The sequence below is a fragment of the uncultured Aquimarina sp. genome, assembly GCF_947492405.1.
Lineage (GTDB): Bacteria > Bacteroidota > Bacteroidia > Flavobacteriales > Flavobacteriaceae > Aquimarina.
This window is the reverse complement of the sequence record NZ_CANLMP010000002.1, coordinates 1036735-1063156: the sequence shown is the minus strand read 5'-3', so window position 1 is coordinate 1063156 and position 26422 is coordinate 1036735. Positions and strand designations below refer to the sequence as shown.

The 26422-nt window shown below is 33.1% G+C and carries 21 protein-coding genes; 13 read left to right on the top strand and 8 right to left on the bottom strand.

The features are described from left to right. Window positions 1-28: 28 nt before the first annotated feature. Both Q0829_RS10885 and hemH read right to left on the bottom strand, forming a co-directional pair. Entirely contained in the window at window positions 29-1417 is a 1389-nt protein-coding gene (locus tag Q0829_RS10885; protein ID WP_298542425.1) for an MATE family efflux transporter, read from the bottom strand. Beyond that, window positions 1417-2454 (bottom strand): ferrochelatase, encoded by a 1038-nt coding sequence (hemH, locus tag Q0829_RS10880; protein ID WP_298542423.1) that lies wholly within the window; start codon window positions 2452-2454, stop codon window positions 1417-1419. The genes Q0829_RS10885 and hemH overlap by 1 nt, the downstream gene beginning before the upstream one ends. A 241-nt stretch (window positions 2455-2695) precedes the next feature. Here hemH and Q0829_RS10875 point away from each other — a divergent pair, with 241 nt between their 5' ends. Further along, a complete protein-coding gene (locus Q0829_RS10875) occupies window positions 2696-2869 on the top strand; it encodes a hypothetical protein (RefSeq protein WP_298542421.1) in 174 nt (57 codons plus the stop codon). A 10-nt stretch (window positions 2870-2879) separates the two neighbouring features. Here the strand turns inward: Q0829_RS10875 and Q0829_RS10870 are convergent, their stop codons facing one another. Beyond that, on the bottom strand, window positions 2880-3770 hold the full coding sequence (locus Q0829_RS10870) for an AraC family transcriptional regulator (protein WP_298542419.1): 891 nt from the start codon (window positions 3768-3770) through the stop codon (window positions 2880-2882). A gap of 199 nt (window positions 3771-3969) precedes the next feature. Between Q0829_RS10870 and hemA the strand changes: the two genes are divergently transcribed. The 9 genes from hemA (at window position 3970) to Q0829_RS10825 (ending at window position 11427) form a co-directional block, all read left to right on the top strand. Next, window positions 3970-5220 carry a glutamyl-tRNA reductase gene (gene hemA, locus Q0829_RS10865; RefSeq protein ID WP_298542416.1) on the top strand — a complete coding sequence of 417 codons (1251 nt, stop codon included), beginning with the start codon at window positions 3970-3972 and terminating at the stop codon, window positions 5218-5220. After that, window positions 5220-6134 carry a hydroxymethylbilane synthase gene (hemC, locus tag Q0829_RS10860; protein ID WP_298542413.1) on the top strand — a complete coding sequence of 305 codons (915 nt, stop codon included), beginning with the start codon at window positions 5220-5222 and terminating at the stop codon, window positions 6132-6134. Before hemA ends, hemC begins: the two co-directional genes overlap by 1 nt. Beyond that, window positions 6135-6797, top strand: coding sequence for a uroporphyrinogen-III synthase (locus Q0829_RS10855; RefSeq protein ID WP_298542410.1), 663 nt, complete (start codon window positions 6135-6137; stop codon window positions 6795-6797). Continuing rightward, window positions 6794-7819 (top strand): uroporphyrinogen decarboxylase, encoded by a 1026-nt coding sequence (gene hemE, locus Q0829_RS10850; protein ID WP_298542407.1) that lies wholly within the window; start codon window positions 6794-6796, stop codon window positions 7817-7819. The genes Q0829_RS10855 and hemE overlap by 4 nt, the downstream gene beginning before the upstream one ends. 2 nt (window positions 7820-7821) lie before the next feature. Continuing rightward, window positions 7822-8319, top strand: a complete 498-nt coding sequence (locus Q0829_RS10845) for a hypothetical protein (protein ID WP_298542405.1) — start codon at window positions 7822-7824, stop codon at window positions 8317-8319. Window positions 8320-8392: 73 nt separating this feature from the next. Continuing rightward, the gene (locus Q0829_RS10840) at window positions 8393-9184 is read left to right on the top strand and encodes an EI24 domain-containing protein (RefSeq protein ID WP_298542402.1); all 792 of its coding nucleotides are present in this window, start codon (window positions 8393-8395) and stop codon (window positions 9182-9184) included. A 2-nt stretch (window positions 9185-9186) separates the two neighbouring features. Further along, a complete protein-coding gene (hemF, locus tag Q0829_RS10835) occupies window positions 9187-10089 on the top strand; it encodes an oxygen-dependent coproporphyrinogen oxidase (protein WP_298542399.1) in 903 nt (300 codons plus the stop codon). A gap of 162 nt (window positions 10090-10251) precedes the next feature. Then, on the top strand, window positions 10252-10866 hold the full coding sequence (locus tag Q0829_RS10830) for a hypothetical protein (RefSeq protein ID WP_298542396.1): 615 nt from the start codon (window positions 10252-10254) through the stop codon (window positions 10864-10866). 162 nt (window positions 10867-11028) lie between these two features. Then, window positions 11029-11427, top strand: coding sequence for a hypothetical protein (locus Q0829_RS10825; RefSeq protein ID WP_298542395.1), 399 nt, complete (start codon window positions 11029-11031; stop codon window positions 11425-11427). Between the two features lie 11 nt (window positions 11428-11438). Here Q0829_RS10825 and Q0829_RS10820 read toward each other — a convergent pair whose 3' ends face one another. The 3 genes from Q0829_RS10820 to Q0829_RS10810 form a co-directional block, all read right to left on the bottom strand. After that, window positions 11439-11954, bottom strand: coding sequence for a GNAT family N-acetyltransferase (locus tag Q0829_RS10820; RefSeq protein ID WP_298542393.1), 516 nt, complete (start codon window positions 11952-11954; stop codon window positions 11439-11441). A 26-nt stretch (window positions 11955-11980) separates the two neighbouring features. Next, window positions 11981-13489: a carboxypeptidase-like regulatory domain-containing protein gene (locus Q0829_RS10815; RefSeq protein WP_298542391.1), complete on the bottom strand. Its 1509-nt coding sequence runs from the start codon at window positions 13487-13489 to the stop codon at window positions 11981-11983. Between the two features lie 234 nt (window positions 13490-13723). After that, window positions 13724-15232, bottom strand: coding sequence for a carboxypeptidase-like regulatory domain-containing protein (locus Q0829_RS10810; protein WP_298542388.1), 1509 nt, complete (start codon window positions 15230-15232; stop codon window positions 13724-13726). A 429-nt stretch (window positions 15233-15661) separates the two neighbouring features. On the opposite strand from Q0829_RS10810, the gene Q0829_RS10805 reads away from it, so the two are divergent. Together Q0829_RS10805 and Q0829_RS10800 are read left to right on the top strand one after the other, a co-directional pair. Further along, window positions 15662-18658 (top strand): carboxypeptidase-like regulatory domain-containing protein, encoded by a 2997-nt coding sequence (locus Q0829_RS10805; protein ID WP_298542385.1) that lies wholly within the window; start codon window positions 15662-15664, stop codon window positions 18656-18658. A gap of 700 nt (window positions 18659-19358) precedes the next feature. Continuing rightward, a complete protein-coding gene (locus Q0829_RS10800; RefSeq protein WP_298542382.1) occupies window positions 19359-20639 on the top strand; it encodes a T9SS type A sorting domain-containing protein in 1281 nt (426 codons plus the stop codon). Between the two features lie 162 nt (window positions 20640-20801). On the opposite strand, the gene Q0829_RS10795 is transcribed toward Q0829_RS10800, so the two are convergent. Together Q0829_RS10795 and Q0829_RS10790 are read right to left on the bottom strand one after the other, a co-directional pair. Beyond that, window positions 20802-24401: a M1 family aminopeptidase gene (locus Q0829_RS10795; RefSeq protein ID WP_298542380.1), complete on the bottom strand. Its 3600-nt coding sequence runs from the start codon at window positions 24399-24401 to the stop codon at window positions 20802-20804. Between the two features lie 2 nt (window positions 24402-24403). Continuing rightward, window positions 24404-25285, bottom strand: a complete 882-nt coding sequence (locus Q0829_RS10790) for an ABC transporter ATP-binding protein (RefSeq protein WP_298542378.1) — start codon at window positions 25283-25285, stop codon at window positions 24404-24406. A 154-nt stretch (window positions 25286-25439) separates the two neighbouring features. On the opposite strand from Q0829_RS10790, the gene hemB reads away from it, so the two are divergent. After that, complete coding sequence (gene hemB, locus Q0829_RS10785) at window positions 25440-26414, top strand: porphobilinogen synthase (protein ID WP_298542376.1); 975 nt, start codon at window positions 25440-25442, stop codon at window positions 26412-26414. Window positions 26415-26422 lie beyond the last annotated feature (8 nt).

Here is a 26422-nt window from a genome sequence, read left to right as displayed (position 1 = left end):
TATTCAACCTGGTTTTTAAGGATAGTTATTAAGTGATTTTTGGAGCAGCTAAGTTTTTTCTAACTTCTCTATTTAGATAATATCCGGTAAGAATTGTAGAGAGTACATCTGCTATCGGAAATGCAATCCAAACTCCTAAGACTCCAAGAAATGGGGGTAATATTAGGATTAGCGGAATTAAGAAGAACCCCTGTTTAGTAAGGCTTAGTAATAGTGCAGGGATTACTTTTCCTATGGATTGAAAATAAGCAGATCCTATAAGTTGTACTATAATCACTGGGGTTGCCAGGAATACTAATCTTAATGCCGAAGGAGTTCGTCTTAGAATTTCTTTGTTATCTGCTAGCGTGTCGGGAGCGAGTGATTCTTTCGTACTTACAAAAATTGAAATAAATTCTTGAGGGAACACCATGATAATAATAAATATTAAAATTGCTAATATTCCTCCATAAGTGATAGAAGTATTGATAGATTCTCGTACTCTTTGAAATTTTTCAGCACCATAATTGTATCCGGCAATGGGCATAAATCCTTGATTAACTCCTATTACGGGAAACAGGGCAAACATAAGTACGGTTCTTATAATTCCGTAAGATGCGATATCTAGTTCATCACCATAGTTACCAAGGACATTGTTTAAAAGGATTCCAAGTACAGCAATAGTACCTTGTCTTGCTAGGGTAACAAAGCTTAAACCGCTTATTTCATTTACAATTTTCTTTTTTAATTTAATACACTCTAAATTCAGTCTTAGTTCACTTTTAGCAATAAAAAACCAAAGAATAAAGCCAAAACAAATTGCATAACTAATAAAAGTAGCCCAAGCCGCACCTTCCATACCATATCCCATTACATTGATAAGAAGATAGTCTAGAAAAATATTACCAATAGCCGGTAATATCATAGCTACCATTGCGAATTTAGGTTTACCTTCTGCACGAATAACATTATTACCCATCATACACATGGATAGCATAACAATTCCATACAAAACAATTCTATAATAAATAAGAGCGTACTCTTTAAAAGAGTCGTCAGCCCCAAGAAAACTAATAAAAAAGTCTTGAAAAATTAATCCTACTAGCGCTAATGAACCAGAAATTAAAAAAGTAAGTGTTGTTTGGTTTCCAAAAACGCGTAAAGCCTTATCCTGATCTCCAGAACCTAAAGCTCTTGACAATACTGAACTACCACCAATACCAATTGCTAAACCGATGGCTCCTATAAAAAAGGTAAAAGGAATTACTACTTGTACTGCCGAAATTGCGAGTCCTCCTATCCAGTTTCCTAAAAAAGCCGTATCCACGATCATGTTCAACGACATGACTAATATTCCAATAGATGCAGGAACTGCCTGCTGAATCAGAAGTTTACCAATAGGCTGTGTTCCTAAAGCTTCAGAGCTTACTTTTGCCATTACAGGACAGGAGTTTTAACTTCTACCCATTCATGTACCCAATTTCCTATTACATCAGCCCAGTCGTCGCGATCATTTAGACAAGGAATTGTAGTAAATTCTTTTCCTCCAACTTCGTGAAAAATTTCCTCTCCCTCCATAGCTATCTCTTCTAAGGTTTCTAGACAATCAGATACAAAGGCAGGAGTGACAATGGCCATTTTTTTAATGCCTTCTTTCCCCATTCTTTCTATCGTTCTATCTGTATATGGTTGTAACCAAGGATCAAATCCTAACCTGGATTGAAACGAGGTAGAATAAGTACCGTTTTTAAGACCTAATTTTTTAGCTACTTGTACTGTAGTCATCTCACATTGATGGCGATAACAGAACTCGTGTTGTACGGATCCTTTTTTAAAGCAACATTTTCCGTCCATTTTGCAGTTTCCGTTGCTAATATCGCTTTTGCGAATATGTCTTTCAGGAACACCGTGATATGAAAATAATAAATGTTCGTAATCCAGATCTTTAATTTTCTCTGCAATACTTTTTGACAATACTTCTATGTAGTCCGGTTTGTTATAAAATGCAGGTATATCTGCGAACTTCATATGAGGAAAATGTTCTTTTCGTAATTCTTCTGCAAGTACCAAAATGGTTTCAGTAGTTGCCATTGCAAATTGCGGATATAATGGAATAATTAAAACTTCATCAACTCCTTTTTCGCTCAGTTCTTGCAATCCTTTTTTGATATTCATAGAACCATATCTCATTGCCAAACCAACTGGAATGGGAGTTCTTTCTGCAACTTTTTTCTGCAATCTTTCTGAAAGGACAATTAACGGAGAACCTTCATCCCACCATATTTTTTTATAGGCAGCTGCGGATTTTTTTGGCCTCGTATTCAGAATAATTCCTTTTACCAATAACGTCCTTGCCCATAATGGAACATCAATAACTCTAGGATCCATTAAAAATTCACCAAGATATTTCTTTACGTCTTTTGGATTAGTACTATCGGGAGAACCTAAGTTGACAAGAAGTACACCTTTACTCATAAATTTTTTCTTTTTCGAAAGGTAAAAATACAAACTATTCTATGGATAGATCATAAAATTATAATAAGACTTAATGATAATAGGATCATGTATTTAATAGTTAAATCAAATATCAAATAGGGTTTTAAGCAAGTGAATATTGCTAAATATGAAGAAACTCTCTATCCAAGTTAAAATATTATAAACTAGAAGTTCCCACATAATATTTTCTTATTTTTATAAGATCAAAAAAGGCAATGAAATGAAACGTATTATTGTAGACGTCGAAAAGGACAGATTACCCTTTATTTTAGAATTATTGGAGAATTTCGAGTTTGTATCCGTATTAGTAGATAAAGAAGAAAATGACAGAGGAATGTATGATTCTATAGTTTCACTACAAAAAGGAGAAGGAATTCCTGTTAAAGAATCTTAGGATTGTTGATTTAACTTAAGTTCATCACATATTTTTTTGGTGTGGTGCCGAATTTCTTTTTAAAAGCAGCTATAAAGTGGCTCGCTGTACTATACCCAACCTTTAACCCAACCTCGTTAACATTATGACTTCCTGTGGCAAGTAATTGACGAGCGACTTCCATTTTATAATCAAATAAAAAAGCATAGACAGGTTCTCCATATATCTGTTTAAATCCATCTTTAAGTTTACTTAAGGGCAACCCAATTTCTTTCGATAATTCCTGAAGAGTAGGTGGTTCTGCCATTCTGGATATGATAATTTCCTTAGCTTGTTTAATTTTAAGTACATTTTCTTCATCAACCAGAAATGGACACTGATCAATATCTGCATCTTCTGGTTTATTAAAATAGAGACTTAATAGTTCATAGGCTTTGCCTTTAAAATATAATAACTTAATAGATTTGTGTAGGTTGTAACTTAATATTTGATTCAGAACCACTGTCATTGAGGGAGAAATGTCAGCATCGGTATAGTATTTTTTATCACGATTACCTTCTCCAAGAAAGGGAATATAATCTGCTTCTTTGGAAAATAAAGAGTGAAACTTTTTAATAGAAATCAAAAGGGATACTAACCAAGAATCTTTTTCCATTTCTAGATTCATAGGTAAATCTCGTTGAGGATTGTAGAGTAAAAGGGATTTTTTTTCTGATAAAGGTATCGCATAACTTCCGTTATTAAAACTAAACTTCATGACACCCTTTACACAGAAGTGAAACTGAATATAACTACTATTGATATCTCTTATAATACGCTGATTATCATTTGTTTCGTTTTGAAATTTAAGGATATAAAACCCTTCTTCTATAATGGTCTCTTCCAGAATTCCTGGAGCGTTATTTTTTAGTTGTATTTCCATGTTTATCAAAGCATTTATTTAGAATAGATCTAAACAATTTAAACTACAATCTTTGGGACTTCTACAAAAATAGGTGTTTTTACCCGATTTTGCATATTTGGAGGTGTAAACAACGCTTTTCGATACTTAAAAAACTCCTAGCGTTATTTTTTAAACCTGATCTAGGATATTTTTGCTACGGAAAAATTGAAATAACCCAATGGAGTCTCATCTACGTACGAAAGGAGCTAATTTTTATACAATCGGGCTCAGCTATAAAAAGGCTGATGCCGAGATACGTGGACATTTTAGTATAAATGAAGAGGCAAAAACGGCTATTTTGACGCAAGCTAAAAAAGAAGGAATTGAAGGTCTTTTAGTAATGTCTACTTGTAATCGTACAGAATTATACGGTTTTGCACAACATCCATTTCAGCTAATAAAACTTTTGTGTGAACATACATATGGTACTGTCGAAGAATTCGAAAAAGTGGCATATGTTCATAAGAATAGTAAAGCGGTAGCTCATTTTTTTAGAGTCGGAACGGGATTAGATAGTCAGATTTTAGGAGATTTTGAAATCATAGGTCAAATAAAAGCTGGTTTCAAAGCTTCTAAGAAAATACAAATGATCAATCCGTTTTTAGAACGATTGACGAATGCTGTTATTCAGGCAAGCAAACGTATTAAAAATGAAACAGAGATTTCTAGCGGTGCTACCTCTGTTAGTTTTGCAGCAGTACAGTATATTCTTGCAAGAGTACCCTATGTAACGGATAAGAATATATTGCTTTTTGGGACGGGAAAAATAGGGAGAAATACTTGTGAAAACTTGGTAAAGCATACTAAGAATGATCATATTGTTTTAATTAACAGGACAAGAGATAAAGCTGAAAAAGTAGCTGGAAAATTTAACCTTGTTGTTAAAGATTTTGAAACGCTTAAAGAGGAAGTAAATCATTCTGATGTGCTAATTGTGGCAACGGGAGCGCAAAAACCAACAATTAACAAAGACTTAATCAGTACAGATAAACCTTTACTCATTTTGGATTTATCCGTACCGAAGAATGTAGATACTAATGTTTCAGAATTACCAAATGTCACGTTAGTACATATGGATCATTTATCCAAAATCACGGATGACACTTTGCAACGTAGAAGAGTTCATATACCAAAGGCAGAAGCTATTATTGATGAGGTTAGGTCGGAATTTGATAGTTGGATGGAAACCAGAAAATTTGCACCAACTATAAAAGCGCTTAAAAATAAGCTGGCTTCTTTTAAAGAAGCAGAAATCAATCTACAAAGAAAAAAGTTTTCTGATTTTAATGAAGAGCAGGCTACAATCATTAGTGATCGTATTATCCAAAAAATTACAAATCACTTCGCTAGTCATCTAAAAGATGAAAACACTTCTAGTGATGAAAGCATCGAATTGATTCAGAAAGTATTCCAAATACAGAATAAATAGTGGAAAATAAGATCATCCGCATTGGTACTCGAGATAGTGAATTAGCACTTTGGCAGGCTCATACCGTACAAAATTCATTAGAAAATCTCGGTTATCAGACCTCCTTAGTTCCTGTAAAATCTACAGGGGATATTGTACTAGATAAACCTTTGTATGAATTGGGGATTACAGGGATTTTTACTAAGACACTTGATATCGCAATGATCAATAATGATATTGATATTGCAGTACATTCGATGAAGGATGTTCCAACGGCTTTGCCAAAAGGTATTGTCGAAGCAGCCATTTTAGAACGTGCTAATGTACAGGATATTCTTTTGCACAAAGGATTAGATTTCTTAGATGGAGAAGGAATTATCGCTACAGGTAGTTTAAGAAGACAAGCACAATGGTTACATAAATACCCTACTCATAAAGTAGTAGATTTAAGAGGTAATGTTAATACCAGAATACAAAAACTAAACGATAGTGATTGGAACGGAGCCATTTTTGCCGCTGCAGGATTAGAAAGAATAAATCTGAAACCAAAAGAGTATTTGGATCTTAGTTGGATGACTCCAGCTCCGGCTCAAGGAGCAATGCTGGTCGTTGCTAAAGAAAAAGATGCTTATTGTTTAGAGGCTCTTTCTCATCTTAATCACTCAAACTCTAAAATATGTGTGCATATAGAAAGAGAATTTCTTAGAAAATTAGAAGGTGGTTGTACCGCACCGATTGGAGCTTTAGCGGAAATTAAAAGTGGTCAAATTTATTTTACCGGGGTTTTATTTAGTCTAGATGGAAAAGATAAAATAGAGGTTAGCAAAACAATAAATCTTGAAGATAGACAAAACTTTGGGATAGAATGTGCGCAAGAAATTTTGAATAATGGAGGTAAAGAATTGATGAAGAAGATTAAAGCAAGTTTAAAATAATTGAACTCTAATTCCACCATATTATCCACAAAAAAACTCTCTACAGCTCAAAAAGGGCTACTATTAAATTCTGGAATTGGATTTGTAGAATATAATGCAATAGAAATCGAATTACTGGATGTTGATTTTAATCGAGATATAAAGCATGCAATTTTTACCAGTAAGAATGCAGTGAAAGCAATTCAGAATTCGAAATTTAGCATTCAGAATTGTTTTTGTGTAGGCGAAAATACTAAAAAACTTTTGGAGGAAAATGGGCAAAAAGTCGTAGAAACTGCTCAAAATGCCTCGGATTTGGGTGAAATTATCTCAAAAAACTACAAAAATGGAAAATTTTACTTCTTTTGCGGAAACTTAAGAAGGGATGAATTGCCTTTAATTTTGAAAGAAGATAATATAGAACTTGAGGAAGAAATAGTTTATAAAACACACAAAAGATCTAAGAAATTTGATCGTGTTTTTGATGGGATATTATTTTTCAGTCCATCTGCAATCCAGAGTTATGTTTCTAATAACTTTATAGATAAAAGCATGGTTTTTTGTATTGGAAATACTACCGCTTCTGAAGCTAAAAAATATACAAATAATATTATTGTTGCTAACAAACCAACTGTAGAGAATGTGATCGTTCAGGCAGTTAAATACTTTGATAAACGGATATGATAAAAAACGATTTATTCCTAAGAGCTTTAAAAGGAGAAACTGTTGATCGTCCACCAGTATGGATGATGCGTCAGGCAGGAAGATATTTGCCAGAATTTATGGCATTAAAGAAAAAGTATGACTTCTTTACCAGATGCAGAACACCAGAATTAGCATCCGAAATTACGGTACAACCTATCGACATTATAGGTCCAGATGCTGCTATATTATTTAGTGATATTTTGGTGATTCCACAGGCGATGAATATAGAAGTGGAGATGAAAGATGGCATTGGCCCCTGGTTACCAAATCCTATACGATCACAAGCAGATGTAGATCAGGTTATTGTTCCGGATATTGATGAAGAGTTAGGATATGTGATGGATGCGATCAAGATGACTAAAGAAAAACTAGACAATAGAGTTCCTTTAATTGGTTTTGCAGGTTCACCCTGGACGATATTATGTTATGCCGTACAAGGACAAGGTTCTAAGAATTTTGACAAGGCTAAAGCGTTGTGTTTTTCTCAACCGCAGGTCGCACATCAGTTATTACAGAAAATTACAGATACTACTATCGCTTATTTAAAGAAGAAAGTAGCTGCTGGAGTAAATGCGGTTCAAGTATTCGATAGTTGGGGAGGCATGCTTTCTCCGGTCGATTATCAGGAATTCTCTTGGAAATATATTCAGCAGATTGTGGATGCATTGAAAGATGAAACAGAAGTTATCGTATTTGGTAAAGGTTGTTGGTTTGCATTGAATGAAATGGCAAATTCTGGTGCTGCAGCATTAGGAGTAGATTGGACATGTTCTGCTAGAAATGCACGATATCTTACCGGCGGAAATATCACATTACAAGGTAATTTTGACCCTTCTCGATTGTTATCACCTCCATCAGATATTAAAAAGATGGTAAAACAGATGATTGATGAGTTTGGTAAAGATCGGTATATTGCTAATTTAGGACACGGAATTCTACCAAACATTCCTGTTGAGAATGCCAGAGCTTTTGTAGATGCTGTAAAAGAATACAGGGTATAGCGATGAAAATCAGGAATATTATTAGGCGATTTAGTTTTAGACAGCTATTTAGATTATCTGGGTTGTTACTACAAAATCCATTATATATTATTCCTACTTTACGAGCTACAAAGATGACAATGACCATCTGTGATTCTTTATATGGCAATACACATCATAATAATGGAAAAGCGAATGCATTTAGACATGCTTTATGGAATGTATTGATTTGTCAGAAAACCTATATTCAATCCAAAAATGAAAAAAAATCCATTATCTGGGCTGAGAAAATCACTGATTTACACGAAAAATTAGCACCTAATAAAGCTATAGCAGAGGCAATGGATTTGCATAATAATAGATTGGGAAGAATGTATTTTAAGACCCTTAAGACTGCTTCTGAAGAAGAAACAGTTGCTTTCTTAAAAGAAAAAACAACAAATGCTAATTTGATAAAAGACATAAGAGAAATAAAGGAGTTTCGCGATGATCTGATTTATCTTTCTGATGGAAATAACTAATATATTTGGGTAAATTTTGAAACAAAATTCTTAAAAACACTACTTATAAGAAGTTAACCAATTTCATAAGATTATGATCAAGAACATCGTTAATGGTATCAAAGCATATTTTGGAGGTTTTGCTTTAATTTCTAAACTAGGATTATGGAAATATTTCGCAATTCCGATTCTGATTAGTTTTTTAACCGGAATCCTCTTTATGACTTCTGCATGGTTTTTATCCGATCCACTCGGAAATTTTATAGCTAAAGCTTGGGTGTGGGATTGGGGATCAGAAACATTTGTTGTTATTAGTAAATATTTTAGTATTCTACTAATATTGGCAATAGGATTGGTGTTATATAAGCATATTATAATGGCATTGTCAGCACCATTTATGAGTCCAGTTTCAGAAAAGGTAGAAGCACATCTTTTGGGAGATCAACATCAAGATCACCAACATCGTAATACTTCATTTAGAGAACAATTGATGCGTGGTATTCGTATCAATGTAAGAAATCTCTTTAGAGAATTATTGTTTATCATTCCTTTATTAGTTCTAAGTCTTATTCCGGTAATCGGAATCGTAGCTACAATATTAATATTTGCTATACAAGCGTATTATGTAGGTTTTGGGAATATGGATTATACGATGGAACGTCATTTTAAGTATAAAGAAAGTGTTCAGTTTGTAAGAAAACATAGAGGAACTGCTATTGGTAATGGAATTGTATTTATGTTAGTGTTATTAATCCCTATTATTGGAATTATTATAGTACTTCCTATATCTGTAGTCGCTGCTTCTGCTGAGACAGTTAAAATTTTGAATCAGAAAGGACTAATTGAAGTAAAAAGTTCTGATGCGATTTCTAAAATCGAAGCATAAACATGAAAGAAAAATTCTACCAATACATACAGGATTTACAAGACACGATCACCGCAGGACTAGAAGAGATTGATGGTCAAGCCAAATTTAAAGAAGATATCTGGAAACGTCCTGAAGGTGGAGGAGGTCGTACACGAGTTATCGAAAATGGAATGGTATTCGAAAAAGGAGGTGTTAACATCTCTGGCGTGCACGGCAAACTGCCAAAAGCGATGCAGAGCTATTTTAATGTAGTAGATGTAGACTTTTTTGCCTGTGGATTATCACTGGTATTGCACCCTAAAAACCCAATGGTTCCGACAGTACACGCTAATTGGAGGTACTTTGAGATGTACGATAAAGAAGGTACTATTGTGGATAGTTGGTTTGGTGGTGGACAGGATCTTACACCATATTATCTGTTTGATGAGGATGCAACACACTTTCATCAGGTTTGTAAAACATCTTGTGATAGACATGATGTTGATTTTTATCCTTTATATAAAAAGAAATGTGATGAATATTTTTATAACGCACATCGGGAAGAAGGCCGTGGTGTAGGAGGTTTATTTTTTGACTATTGTAAGAAAACAGAGACGATGACTATGCAAAATTGGTATGATTTTGTAACAGAAGTAGGAGATAGTTTTTTACAGGCCTACGTTCCCATTGTAGAACGAAGGAAAAATACAAAATACACTGATATTCAAAAAGATTGGCAAGAGATTCGTCGCGGTAGATATGTAGAGTTTAATCTTGTACACGATAAAGGAACATTGTTTGGGTTAAAAACAAACGGAAGAATAGAAAGTATTTTAATGAGCTTACCGCCACAAGTACAATGGCGCTATGATCATCATCCGATACCAGGTTCTGAAGAAGAACGATTACTAAAAGTTTTAAAGGAGCCGAAAGAGTGGGTGTAATCCTACCAAAAACAGAGTAAAAACCGGTTTCCTTTCAATTTTAATCGGATTAAATGCATAAAAATTAGGATAAAAGGTTGTTTGTGTGGTTTTTTTTATTACCTTGCGCACACTTATGGGGCTTATTGAATAAATTTTTAACCAATTAACACCCAGAACCCTATGAAAAAAATTTTACTATTGTTAACTGTAATCCTTCTGACTGGATGTCAATATTTCACAGATGGAAATCAGAAATCTAAGTTTACCAATTTTTCCAAAAAAAACACAATCGAATTTCGTAAGAATACGATAATGCTTACCAAGGGGTATGAAAAAACAAGTCCTGAGCAATTTAAGGTTCGATTAGATTCATTAACCGACAGTCCTAAATTTAAGAAGATCGCGTTAGAAGAATTGAAAAAAATTGAGAATAAAAATGTTGATTTTCAATTGTTCGTTGATGAGAAGAATGTAGAAAATTATGTATTTATTTATGCGTGTGATTTTTATCAATTAGATGAGCATAGAGCAGCTACAGTTGTAGAAGCGTTAAGCCGACAACTAAAAGATGAAGCGAATACTCAGGAAGTACGTTATAAAAGAATCCACGGAAGATTTTTCTTTACACCAACTTCTAAAATTGTGAAGTTAAAATACCTTAAAGGGTATAAAATGGAAAAGAAATATCAAGCAGAGTATATTGTTGCCTCTAGAACAGGTGGTATTGGACTACTGATTAGTAATCTTGAGAATGTAGATTTTGAAAATTCTATCAAAAGATTAGCTGTGAAATAATACTGATGCCAATTATGTTAATTGGGTATTTCATATAAAACTATAAAGGTATTGGTTATTTAATCAATACCTTTTTTTGTATTATTATAGTTAAATTAATATTTTGATTAAAATTGGCTGTCTCCAATTACTATTCGAATACACATTTTAAAAGTAAAAGGGATGAGAATTTTTTTAATACTTTTTACACTTGTTTTCCTTAGCAGCTGTGCTCGTAATGTAGAGCCAACAGTAGAGAATATTAATAAGATATTTACTTCTCAGGATTTTACTTTTGAATTTCATCAGATCGGTGCTTCAAAGAAGTCTATAAGTTTCAGAGATGATTATCTGGTGTATAAAAGTGATCAGCCAACAATAAGACGTGAAATCACTTACGATGAGGTACTGTTAATTAATGATTTTATCCAGAAGATTGTCAATTTACATCAGGATAATAAGGATACGGAATCTTCATCATTTTACGTAGTTAAGAATACTGCTTATAAAACTACTATTATTCCAAAGCAAGAAGAATATTATTTTGAAGCTTTACTAAGAACGTTGAAATTACTCGATTAGAAGTCCTAACATTAAATAGTCTTTAGCATTACTTTGTTTTCGTAATTATTCATTTCCATTTGAAAAAAAGCATTACCGATGCAATTAAATTGTTGTTTCTCATAAAAGGAAATAGCTCTTTCGTTTTTTATATATACCCAAAGCCAAAGTTCGGTATATCCTTTATCATGTAATTCTTTTTCTACCGCATTAAGTAATCCAGAACCTATACCTTTTCCGAAAAACCAATCCAACACATATAGTTTTCCTAATTCTGGAGCGATCTTATTTCTTATAGGGCAACTACTTTTATAAACAATTTCTGCAACTCCTATTGGATTATCTTTATAGGTTGCCACAATAATAGAATCTTGCTCTTTTATAGTTTTTTCAATGACCTTTACAGAGAATTTATCGGAAACAAAATTGGCAAATTCAGTAGTGATTCCATCTACAGCATATGTTTTCATATATACTTGCTTGTACAGAATTGAAAGTTGTAATGTATCGCTTAATGTAGCTTTTCTATATATAATTTCTGTACTCATTATGTTAATCAAATGGGATAAAGTATTTATTCTTGTTCTATATCTTCCTCAATAACTTTAAACTGTTTGATTGCAGTATTAGGTTCTATAATGTTATAGCCTTTCCAGAAATCCGGGTTGTATTTTGATAAATAAGTGGATTGGACGTTCTTATTTTCTTTACTACTATTATATTCTGCTTCAGTGATATTTTTAGCATCAAAAACAATTACTTCATACTTGTTTTTGGCATAACTAATGACATCGAGGTTAAGGGATAACTGATTTTGCTTGTTTCTTCCTTTTACGAATTTATTTTTCTCTATAATACTTAACGGGCGATCTACACCAAATTTGTTTTCAGTTATTTTTTCGATAAATTTAACTCCATATTTACCATCGGATCCTTTCTGAAAAATAGTAGTGCCACTATATCCATTTTCTTCAAAACTAACACCTAATAGGTTAAAACTGCGTAAACGTTTTACATTTTGATAATCTACACGTATCACTGCAAAATCCTCTGTATTTACGTATAAAGTACCTTTAAAATCACCTCTTCTTTTGGGTGTGAATTTGATTACATATACCCCCACATCATCCAGTATCGTATAATCTACTCGTTCAAAAGTATATCGGCCCGAATTTTTGATCACATTTAATTTAGTATCTGACTGATATAACATTTCATTAAACAGATTTTTGAGATTCATTTTTCTGGACTTAAAGAAGAAATTTTCTTTTGGATTATCAATTCCATCTGCGATATCCTTGGCATCTTGATTCGCATTAAGAATAGAATCTACCTGTACTTTTTGACTAAAAAGCCCTGATCTTATTTTTAGATATGAATTGGGTTTTACGTTATCTTTAAAGATTTTCTCCATTTTCTTGAAGACTCCTTCTATAGATCCATTATTGTTTTTATCGTACAGACGAGCTCCTTTGATTACATTTAATTTCTGCTTATCAGTATTTCCATAAAAATCACATAAAGCCTCCGCATAAAAAACTGAATTTCTTGGAATCACATTCGATATGCTATCTACTAGTTTTTTGTCAATCTCCTCTATAGTTGATTTCTTAAACTCAATATCCATTTTCTTAATGAAATTGGTATTGGTTTCTCTAAAAAACAACCTGCTTTTAGCAAGATTGGATCTATAATTATCTTCCATGTTATCATCTACATTATCAATGATATCATCTATATCAAGATTTTTGTTAGAGACAAAAACACTTTTTAATTCAATAGCTTTAGGCTGGATATATATAATGCTATCGGTAATATTTGTTACGGCAACACCTACTGTAGAATAACCCATAGAAGAAATATAGATAGAATCGATTTTGGATTTAATGTCGTCTAGTGTAATACTAAAACTTCCTTCTTCGTTAGTTACTACTCCTTGATTTTCTCCAATCTGTATAGTAGCGTAGGGTATAGGTTGATTAGTTTTTTTATCAACAACCTTAGAGCTTATTTTTTGAGCTTTTATGGAAGAAGAAATCATCCATACACTAAGGGTTAATAACACAATTTTATTCATTTTCATAGCATCAGTAGATTCATAAAATTACACGATAAAAGTATAGATTCCATTATATCTATTACATAGTTACAACGAAAAAGAATACAATTGTGGTAATATATTCTTAAAATAAGACGAGATATTTACTGATTTATAACAAATAAATTGAATAAAACTTCCTTAAAACCAATTGATTCTTATGATCATCTTGATGATATTTCTAAAGGTTTAGGAGAAGTAATAAAAGCTAAAAGAGAACTATAATCCTCCTTCAATCGCCGTGAACCGTTTAATCGCAGTATTGGGTTCTATGATATTATATCCCTTCCAGAAGTCAGGGTCATATTTAGAAAGGTATTGCGGTTTGATGGTTTTATTTTCTTTACTACTTTCATACTGACTTTCTGTAATAGGTTTAGAATCAAAAACAACAACTTCGTATTTGCTGATTTCACCTGCACCAATATCCAGTCCTAAGGATAGCTCATTTTGTTTACGTTTTCCTTTTACAAACTTGTTTTTCTCAATAATTTTAAGTGGCCGATCAAGCCCAAAAACATTTCCTGTGGTCTTTTCTATATAACGAACACTGTATTTACCATCTGCACCTTTAGCAAATATCGTTTTACCTTTATACATGGTATCGTGATAACTAACACCAAGTAAACCAAAATTCTTAAGGTTTTTTACATTCTTATAATCAACTCTCATTATTGCAAAATCTTGTGTGTTTACGTAGATTGTGCCCTTAAAATCTGCTCCTCTTTTAGGTTCGAAATTGATGATATACACACTACTATCATCTATGGTAGTATAATCTATTAATTCAAACTTGTATCTTCCAGATTTATCAATAAAATTGAGTTTAGAATCTTCTTGGAAAAACATACTAGATAGTAAGTCATGTAATGACGATTTTCTGTATTTAAGAAAATAGTTTTCCTCATTTTTATTAGGTTTCTCTAATTCACTTTTTACCTCTGCAGCTTCTTCATTGGCATCAAAAATAGAGTCCATTTGTACTTTAGTCCCTAGAATCCAGCCAGATTTTATCTTTAGATATGAGTTTGGCTTTACGTTCTTTTTTAAAATTTCTTCTAGTTTATCAGAGAGTGCTTCCATCGAGCCATCATTACTTTTATCATAGAGTTCTGCACCTTTAATAATATTTAGCTTTTGTTTGTCAAAATTACCATAAAGGTCACATAATGCTTCTGTGTAGTAAGCAGATTTTCTAGGGATAATGGATAGTACACTATCTATAAACTTCTTGTTAAACTCTTTTATGGTAGATTTCTTAAATTTTATATTCATTTTATGCAGATCACTAAAGTCTGATTGTCTGTAAAAAAGCTTTTTATGAGATAAGGTCTTGCTATAGTTTTGACCTATATTCTCTTTTACATTGTCAATAATTTCATCAATACCTAGATTTTTATTAGAGATAAACACACCACTTAGTTCTATAGCTTTGGGTTCTATATAAATAATACTATCGGTAATGGAGTTTAATGCAATACCAACTTTTTCGTACCCCATAGAAGAGATATAGATAGAATCTATTTTTGCAGATCGCTGATCTAATGTAAAACTAAACATTCCTTCTTCATTTGTAATTACACCTCCATTTTCTGCGTATTGAATGGTAGCATATGGGATGGGTTCGTTTGTTTTTTTATCGACTACTGTAGAACTAATGGTTTGTGAATAGATCGATAAACTTGATAGAAAAGCTATGGATGCTATTGTAAGTTTTTTGATATTCATTATTTGATGATTTCGTTTTTTGATTTGTATTTATTATTGTCACACTGATCTTATCGAAGTGAAACTATGGTTGGGTTGAATTGTCTTCGACAAACTCAGGCCGACAATTATATAGACGCTAATAGATCTATAATGGTTGCCTGAGCGGTATCCTATTTAATTTTTACCAGAACAGCGATACTGTACGGAGAAGACGGATATGAAGGTAAAATGTTACAAGAAGAGAAAACATTATTAATGTATAAGTAATATTCAGGTTCCGAATATGTCTTTTAAACTTTTATTCTACAGTTATGTTATAGTTTTCATAAAAACCCAATGTTTTTGGTAACAAGTTATTCCTTTATAACACTAATTTATAGATTGTTATACTATATAAGATACATATCATTTGTAACTTTGGTTTAAACGTTAAAGTATTGGATGCCTATGAAATCAAAAATAGTTTTCTTACTCATTAGTACACTATTTATAAGTGGATTCATATCTGCTCAATATGAGATTACCATTGATGCTTATGTCTTGGATCGAGATACCCAGAAACCTATTCCTTTTGTAAATGTTGGTTTTTTGGATGAAGGCATTGGTACAGTTAGTGATCAGAATGGTCATATCTTTTTACAATATGATGAACAGGAAATAAATAGAAGCAATATTTTTCAGCTATCTAGTCTGGGATATAAAACCATACAATTATCTGTTAAGGAATTGTTTCGACTATTGACTAACAACAATACCATTTTTATGGAGTCTGCGATCTATGAATTGGAGGCAACTACAGTAACGGCAGAAAAGAGAATGAAAAAAACAGTGGGTAGATCAAGTGTTTCTAGTGGATTTATGGGCTATTGGAAAGATGCCAAGGCGCTAGGTGGTGAGATAGGCACCAGAATTAGAATCAGTCATAGGAATTCTAAGTTGCTGCAACTTAAGTTTAATATACATGAGAATATTACAGATAGCCTATTAGTAAGGGTTAATGTATATGAACCAAAAAGTGGGACTCCAGATAGAAATGTACTTACGAGTAATATTTATCATACTATTACCAAAGAAAAAGGCGAAGAGGTCATAGATTTAATGGATTATAATATCACAGTGCATGATGATGTTATTATTAGTTTAGAGTTAATAAAAGTATATGAAGAAGACATCGAATTTTCTATTGGAGCATCTAAAGAAGGTATATCATATCTGCGTTCTATAAGTCAGGATCATTGGGATGTACATTGGGATATAGGAATGGCATTTAATGTAGATATATCATACCCTGCCGAAGAAGGACAACTAAGAAAAAGAGAAAACCCTGATGATATTGTGCTTTATTGGGACACCTCTTTTTCTGCAGCGAATTATGATCCAACATATACACACCAATTTTTAAAAGCGTATTTGAAAAAAATAGAAAACACTACCGTAACGCTTATACCCTTTTCTAATACAATTCATGAGCAACAAAAGTTTGTCATAAGAAATGGCAAAAGCAATCAACTTATTGAATCACTTAGTAAGATGGACTATAATGGAGCGACTAATTTTTCCGCTCTTTTTAAGGAAGAAAACAAACCTGATCAATATCTAGTGGTTAGTGATGGTCGAACCACTTTTGGTTCTTTTGAGCAGGTTTATGATGTTCCGGTTTTTTATATTAATCATACACCAAATCCAGAGGATTTGTTATTACACAAAGCTGCAGTACAAAGTGAAGGATATTATCTTAATCTTACCAAAACCTCAGTTGATCAAGCATTGTCTAATATAGTTTATGAGTTAGAGGATAATAATGTATACCAGATCGATAAAACTCAGGAATTGATAGAAGGCGTAGTCACTTCTGGTGAGAAACCTGTGCAAGGGTGTAAAGTTTCTATAAAGGGAACTTTGATTCAAACGACTACAGACGCTAATGGATCGTTTTCTATAGATGCTAGCCTTGAGGATGTGTTAAGATTTGATTTTTTTGGGATGGAATCCGAGGAAATTGCTTTGGACACAACAAAAAATATTAAGGTAGATCTTGTTTCTAATTACACAACTCTAGACGAAGTCATAGTAGAGACTAAAGAAGATAAGGAACAAGATGAAATAGTAAAAGATGTATATGGCAACAATGTGAATAAGAAATCAATGGGGCACGCTTATTATACCGTAGAAGAAGAAGATTTTCTTCACTCTGCTATTTATCTTTCTGACTTAATAAGAGGTCAGTTTCCGGGAGTTCAGGTTTTTGGTTGGGGAGATGAGGCCGTTTATGAAATACGAACAAAGCTTTCGCTTGCTGCTGATAATAGCACACCGCCCTTATTTGTAGTAGATGGTCTACAATTTAATGAGCCACCAACTTTTCTATTCCCTGCACAGATAAAATCAATATCTGTACTAACTGGCTTATCAGCATCTGCTAGGTTTGGTCAAGCCGCAAGAAATGGAGTTTTTATTATCACCACTAAATATGGTGATATATCAAATAATAAAGAAGAGAAACCAGTTGATCACTTATTAGTGAAGGGAAATGATTATACGACTTCTACTTTTTTACTAGATGTTAATAACAACAGACCTTCTTATTTAGATGAATTGTGGAATAGTACAAATTATAAAGAGGCAAAAGATATATATTATAGTCTTAGAGAGAAATATCCTATAAGCATACCTTTTTATAGTTATAGTGCCTCTTATTTTAGAAGATGGAACACTGAATTTGCTGATCAGATCTTATCTAATATTTCTGAAATTGGATTCGATAATCCACAGGCATTATTAGTCTTAGCTTTTAAGTTAGAAACAATAGAAGAATTCCATAGCGCAGCATTTTTGTATGAGCGCATTTTTGACTTAGCTCCGGATGTGGCACAATCTCATCTCGATCTGGCGCGAATTTATGTTTCAATCGAAAAATATAAACCAGCCTTTGAACTTTATAAAAAAATATTAAGGAATAAGGAATCTGCAATGGATTTTAAAGAAATTGCAGAACAAGCTGAGTCCGAAATTAGGAGATTACTAAACTTTCATAGATCGGAGCTTACTTACAATGATGTGCCTGATGAATTTTTAGCTGTAAAAGGAGTGCCAGTGCGTCTTGTTTTTCAATGGAGTGATCCTCAATCAGAATTTGAGCTTCAATTTGTAAGTCCGAAAAAGAAATTTTCTAAGTGGAAACATGTGTTTCGAGAAAATAAGGAAGAATTATTATCTAGAGTACAATCTGGTGTATCATCTAAAGAGTTTATAATTGATAATGCAATACCTGGTGAATGGATTATAAATATCCAATCATTCGGTGATGTTTCAGCATTAAACCCTTCATTTATGAAATACACAATGTATACCAATTATGGTCTGCCTAATGAAACAAAAAAAGTACAATGTATTAATCTCGATAACCAAAAAGAAAAAGTAACACTAGATAAAATAGTTTTATAACATTTTAGACAAAAAATAGGGTGTTATAACTATAGTTGAGAAAGTAAAGATTATAGAAAGTATTTTGTATAAGGCTGAACTTCCTCTAGAAGCGGATAAGTCTTAAAGTCCAAATTTTGTCCAATTAAAAAGAAAAACACAAATAGGACAATGCTTTAGTATTGTTATCCGTGCAAGTATAATTGGATACTACCAAAAATTATCACAGTTGTTTTTTTATTCATAAAATCACTAATTTTTTCTTCGAATTACTGAAGTTTATTTAATAAGTTATTTAGGTTTTCTTTATTAATAAAGATCCGTATACACCACTTTTATTATCCGACTAGTCTTTGCCTGAGATTCTAGATTTGTTAGTTGCAAGTATGCTTAACTGCGATTTAATAGACAAAGTAAAAAAGAACTTCTTTGTATAATTATAAATGTAGTAGAAAACCACCCAAATGGGGTAGGGAAATAGTTTGATACTTTGTATAGTTTTATCATCAGGAAATCGACCCGATAGCATATATCTCTATTTATAAATTTAGTAGACAAACTAAAAGATGAGAATGCTAAGAATTGAATTAAAATATTTTCATTGAAAATCTCTATCCTTTGTTTGATATCAATCATAGCTTGGTGGCCCCTAAGATTGTAACTTCATAACATCGGTATACTTAAATTTTACTTAACTATTCACTAAATCATTATTATTCAAATGAAAAAACTACGTATACTTTTTTTGACATTATTATTACCTATGTTTTTATTGTCTTATGATAATATTACAGCGCAAACTCCTAGTTACATTTCAGGACCTATTGGTGTAGCTTGTAATTCTAACGCTGTCTTTTTCTTTAATCCAGGTACGGTTAGAGAAATGGTTCTCACAGGTCCTGGGGATCCAGATGTCGTCCCAATACAAACTGTTGATTGTGATCCAATAGCTAATTGGACTGTAAGATTACCCAATGGTTCGATAAGAACTTTTTCAGCAAGAAGTTCTATTTCGGTTAATTTAGGATCTACACCTGGTAGTGCTAGTATTAGTGCTACTACTTCTTGTGGAAATATGGGACAAACATCAACGGCTTCTCGTTCAGTAGTTGTTGGAGGAGTACGTTTATCAACACCATCTTTAGCAGGAGCCTATTTTTTATGTAATAATAGTAGTGCTACATATACAATTTCTGCAGTATCTGGAGCTGTATCCTATACGGTACAAGCACCTTCTGGATGGAGGATTAATAATTCTAGTGCGACTTCAGTAACAACAACGAATAGAACGATAACACTAAGAGCACCTTCTTCTGGAATTTCATCCGGACAAATACGTGTAAGAGCCAATGCAGGGACTGGTTGTGATATAAATAGTAATTTTAGAACAAGAAATATTTCTTATGGTAGAAGAAGTATCGACATTTTTGGACCAACAAGTACTGCTCCTTATAATCTGATTACTTACAATTGTAGTTCTCTGGGAATTTCTAATTTTAATTGGACAGTACCTAGTTCATGGAATCTTTGGAGTGGCACAAATCAATCCGGAATTGTTGTAGAATCTCCTGGTTCTGAGGGTACTTATACGATTAGAGTAACAGGAACTAGCTGTGGGGTTACGGTTAGCAAGAGTATCAACGTGAGGGTTTCTAGAGGTGGCGGACCTATTGAAGATCCCGGTGGTGGAGGTATTTTTATAGTTGGAGAAGGTGATGTTGGTTTAGAAAAAGGAAATGGAGAAATAACTAAGTCTAATGCCGATATTATAAAAATGTTTCCAAATCCAGCAAGTGATGTTCTTAATTTTAGGGGTTCTAAGAATCAAGAAATTAGCAGCTTAGAATTGTTTGATTTACAAGGAAAAAGAGTGAGGTCACAATTAGTAGATGTTAATAGCCCTAGTATGGATGTTAAAAATCTGAATACAGGTCTTTATATAGTACAAATACTAATGAAAGATGGTTCTTCTCTTATGAAAAAAGTGCAGATAAATAATTAGCATTATTTTAGGTTGATTGAAAAATTGACATTCTACAAAAGAAAACCACTATAGAAACAATTGTGTCTATAGTGGTTTTCAGCATTTAACTAACTAACTAAATTTTTACAGAGGATTACTTATTCATCTTGCTTTTTTGTAATTAAATAGAGTCTCTGACCTTTACTCTTCTACTCCTCGTAGATTATCATTAGAGTTTCTATCTATTAACTTATTATAGGGATCAATCCCTGCTTTTTCTGGTTTTTTGTCTGTTATAATGGTAAATGTGTTTTCGCCAGGTAGTAACCATTTTCGTTCCAGATAATATGGGTTTTTAAGAGGTACTTCTTGATCATCTATGATATCTTCGCCAAACAAACCTACTTCTATATAATTTGTTTTATCGTCCGTACGTTCTTCTTTTCCTTTATCGTCATAATAGATTTTTTTAGAGTCTACAGTAAAGGTGGTTTCATAGGTGCCATTATCCAGTTTTTTGGTTTTGGCTTCTTTGATTCTGTTTTCGTAGAGCACAATCTTCTTAAAACCATCTTCCACTGAGTACTTAAGAGAATCCGGTGCTACCTTATAAATAGCATCATATAAATTTTCTGAAGTAGGATATACCCCTTTCTCAAAGTGTTTATATTCATCCAGGAATCCTTTTAAGGCTGTATTGATTTTTTCTTCACCAATAATATCCTGTAATTCATACATCACCATAGATCCTTTACGATACCAAACATAACCACCAGTTTCTACATTAATTAAGGAGCGCTCTGGCTTAAAACTAAACGCACGGCTTCTTAAATAGGCATCCAATGAATATTTAAGGAAATTCTTAATACCATTTTCTCCATACTCTTTTTTCATAGTCATTAATGATGAATACTCTGCCAAGGTCTCCGAAATGATGTTAGCCCCAGATGTTTTACTGGGTGTAACAATATGTCCCCACCATTGATGAGCAACTTCATGAGCGGTTACCCGAAAAGCATAATTAAAATCTTCAGCTTCATCAAAATCTGCTGCAAAACCAAAATCCTCGGAATAAGGGATGGTGGTTGCAAAAGATTGTGCAAAGGTAGAATGTGCAGGAAACTCTACAATTCTGATAACAGAATTCGGATACTCATAGAAATTCTTTGAACAATAATCCAGTGCTACTTTTGTGCCTTCAATAAAATATTGCAGGTTTCGCTTATGTTTGGGAGAATGATAGATCTCAATATCCACTTTTTCACCACTTGGTGCTGTCCAACTGGATGTTTCTACATCATATCTGGCAGAAACTACATTAAAGAACAGATCAGTTTGCGATTCTAACTTATAATGATAATAAGCTCTGTCATCTTCTTTCCAATCTTTTACTAATTTACCTGGTGCAATAGCAATTTGATCGGTTGAGGTACTAACCACAGCTTCAAAATTAATGTAATTAGCATCCTCATTAAATAGATTTTTCTTTAACGCAGTAGAATCCGTTCTTGGAGGAAATAGATAATCCAATTTGTCTAAGTCGTATTTTCTACGAATTCCATTATCACTAAGACTTCTATCATAATGAAACCTCGGAAAAATTGAACTATTAAAGAAGGATCCGTTATTCAGTACCTGGGTCTGTCTGCTATTGGCGAACCCTTTTGTTTCTGCGGTAACAGTAATCGTTAGTTCTGCTTTTTCATTTGGTTGCATTGCCTTCGGTAATTTGTAAAAGTACATGCGGTTGACTGAATCAACGGTTACCGGTACGATCTCTTTACTGTTATAAGTAACGTTTTTCAACAAAGTATGTTCATTACCATATTGTATTTCTAGCAGTAAGGTGTCAATAGGAGTGTCATAATTATTAATCAGTTTAAATTCTCCTTTTGCCTTCACATCTCTTTCTTCAGGAAACACATCGATATAGGCTTTAAGATCTGTCACTTGTGGATGTGGCTGATCGATCAACCTAGAATATTTCTTTTCAGCTTCAGCAGCAATTTCGTTGTAATAATCACCATCTTCTATAGTATTTAATACTTTGAGATTATAATAACTATAACCTGCTACGGATACAAAAGCAAGAATTGCAATTGCTAACCCTGCTATTGTTTTACCAGTAAATCTTCTTTTCGCAAAAGTTAATCGCTCTTTAGCAGTAGAAAAGAATCCTCTTGTCCAGAATAATTTACCAATGAGCATCAAAATTCCGGTCAATAAAATCCAATATAGATTTAACCAGTTAATACCAGCAAGATAATGCCCAAAACCATTGAGGTCACTTAAGAAAGAAGGAGTAGTTGCCCCATAATTTATCATCGGATTACTGCTTTTAAAAGCAAAACCAATGAGCAGCGGTAACCCAATATAAACAAGAATGACAATAAAATAGCCTAAGAACTTATTATTAACGAGTACGTGAATAAAGAATGCTAGTAATACTGTGGTTAAATAAGATGGGAAAATAATACCAAAATTATAAATAAAATACATCCCTAAGTTGTACCCAAAATATCCGTTTAATGTTTGAAACAATGCGCCAATTACTATTTGAACTAAAGTTAAAACCAATGCTATACCGATTAGAGATATAACCTTAGAAAAATATAGGTTACCATTACTGATGGGTAAGGCATCGTAAAACACGAAGGTTTTATTCTTTCGTGTTCTATGTACAGCTTCTCCAGAGTAGATTACCAAAATAATAATTGAGAATAGAGAAAGTCCTTCAAAAACCAGCTCTACTACAAACCTCGTAAGAGGTAAGTTAGGAGTTCCATAGGTTTCATTATCAAGGAAAAGACCGATAACTGCTACAATGAATCCAATAATCAAAAGAATAATAAAAATGGTATCCTTAATGATTGATAAAAACTCAATCTTACTTAAAGACCATAAGTTTTGTCTTGCAGTTTTTTTGTTAAACAATTGCGTAACAGAGGTTACTAATGAAGGAACGTACTCATCATTATTTACCTTTTTGGTTTTACCGCCTGATACAAGAAACTTTTTATAATCGAATTTAAAAATAGTAATTAAGAAAAACAGTACTCCTAATCCTAACCAAAGCATCCTGTTTAATAAAAACTTACCATATATAGGTAATTGATTAGTGTTTAATTCACTTATGGACCAATATTTTTTAACAAAAGCATATGCTCGTTGTCCGAAGGGATCAAAGTAGATACTCAACCACTGATTATCCAGATCTCCTAGTAAATTACCGGATAAGGCATACATTAATAAAAGACAGATTCCACCCAGGTAAATGATGGACATTTTTCTAAAAAACGCCATTAGCGAAAAGAACAATGCACCTATCAAAAAGGCATTCACTTGTAATAAAAATATAAATGGTAGCAAATAAGAGGATAGGTTAAAAACATCATACTCTCCATAATCTGGTCGTGCTTGGGACATTCCCAAAGTAAAACCAGCTATGGCACCGATTACCACAAAAAGATTTAACATAGAAACAATAGTAAAACTGCCTAAGAACCTTCCTATAACATAGGATTTTTGTGTAATCGGAAATGTAAAATAGGTCTGTGCTGTTTTATGGTTCTGATCCCTAAAGATTGGTACACCCATAATAGCAGCATAAAAGAAAATTGCGAATATGGATACTGGTGCAATAACACCGGCAATATTATTAGGGCTATTTACAAATTCTGCAGTAGATGATTGCTGAAAATAAGCAAGCAATCCAGCCATTAAAAGTCCTAATCCGGCATATATCCAGGTGGCTGGTCTACGAAGACGATATTGTAGTTCGAATAAAAATATTTCCTTCATAATTATGCCTCCTGCTCTTGCTTCTGGTTAATACTATAGAAATAGAATTCTTCTAAACCATTATTCATTTGCTCAAATCCATCTCCAGGAGCACTTTCACTATATATGTTGACAAAAAATTGACCGCCTCTTAGGTAATTAGAGAGTACAGTGTACTCATTCTGATAATGTTCCAGTTCTGACTTTTCAATATGTTTTTTGAATATTTTGTTATCCAAAGTACTAGATAATTCTTGTGGATTTCCTTGTGCAAGGATTCTACCTTCATTAAAAACTGCCATATGTTCGCATAGATTTGTTACATCATCTACGATATGAGTAGATAAAATTACTACAGCATTTTCGCCTAATTCACTTAGTAGGTTATGAAAGCGATTACGTTCTAAAGGATCCAAACCAGCAGTAGGTTCATCTACGATAATTAGTTTTGGATTTCCTAATAGTGCCTGCGCAATTCCAAAACGTTGTCTCATTCCTCCAGAAAAATCTCCCAGATTGCGACTTCTAAACTTGTATAAATTCACCTTGTTTAATAAATCGGCAACATATCCTTTTCGCTCAGCAGTATTAGTAATTCCTTTTACTTTAGCGATATGATTGAGCATCATTTCTGCAGAAACCTTTGGGTATACACCAAAATCCTGAGGTAAATACCCTAGTACTTTTCTAAGTTCTTCAGGTTGTTTAAAGACATCAATACCATCAAAATCAATAGATCCTGTGTCTGCTAATTGTAGCGTGGCAATAGTTCTCATTAAGGTAGATTTGCCAGCGCCGTTAGGGCCTAACAAACCAAACATTCCTTTTTCTAAAATAAGATTGACATGGTTTAACGCCTGTGTTCCGTTAGGATATGTTTTATTGAGATTTTTTATTGTCAGCATAGGAAATAGGGTTTAGCAATTTTTATCTATTGAATAGTTAGTACGTAATACCAAGATTTTGTTACATAATTGGTTTAATTTTGTGAAAATGATCCACCCGTAATTACGTTATAAGTTGGTATATTTACGTTTCTTATAAATTACTAGCAAATTAATGCATCAACTACGCAGAAATAGAAGATTACGAACCACAGAATCGATTCGATCTTTGGTAAGAGAACATACAATCACTCCTAATGACTTTTTAGTGCCGCTCTTTGTAGTAGAAGGTAAGAATGTAAAGGAAGAAATAGCTTCGATGCCTGGATATTACAGATATAGCTTAGACTTACTTAAAGATGAAGTAAAAGAGTTATGGGCAATGGGATTAAAAGCAGTGTTATTGTTCGTTAAAGTACCGGACAATCTAAAAGACAACAAAGGAACCGAAGCTTTAAATCCTGAAGGATTGATGCAGCTCGCTATCAAAACCGTAAAGGATATAGCTCCAGAAATGTTAGTAATGACAGATGTGGCATTGGATCCCTATTCTTCTTATGGACATGATGGTATTGTAGAAGATGGATATATCATCAATGATCCTACTTGTGAGGTATTAGCAAAGATGTCGCTATCGCATGCTCGAGCGGGAGCAGATTTTGTAGCGCCAAGTGATATGATGGATGGTAGAATTTTGTCAATTAGAGAGCTTCTAGAAGCAGAAAATTATAAGAATACAGGGATTATGAGTTATAGTGCTAAGTATGCATCAGGTTTTTATGGGCCTTTTAGAGATGCACTAGATTCTGCACCTGGTTTTGGAGATAAAAAAACCTATCAGATGGATTTTGCTAATCGAGATGAGGCAGTTAAAGAAACACTGATGGATATAGATGAAGGAGCTGATATTGTTATGGTAAAACCAGGATTAGCTTATCTGGATATTTTGCGTGATATAAGAGACGCTGTTGACGTTCCTGTAGCTGTATATCAGGTAAGTGGTGAGTATGCAATGCTTAAGGCAGCAGCAGAAAAAGGTTGGTTAGATCACGATGCAATTATGATGGAACAACTAATAGCGTTTAAAAGAGCAGGAGCACATATTATTGCTAGCTATTTTGCTAAAGATGTAGTTAGACTTTTGGGATAATTTAAATT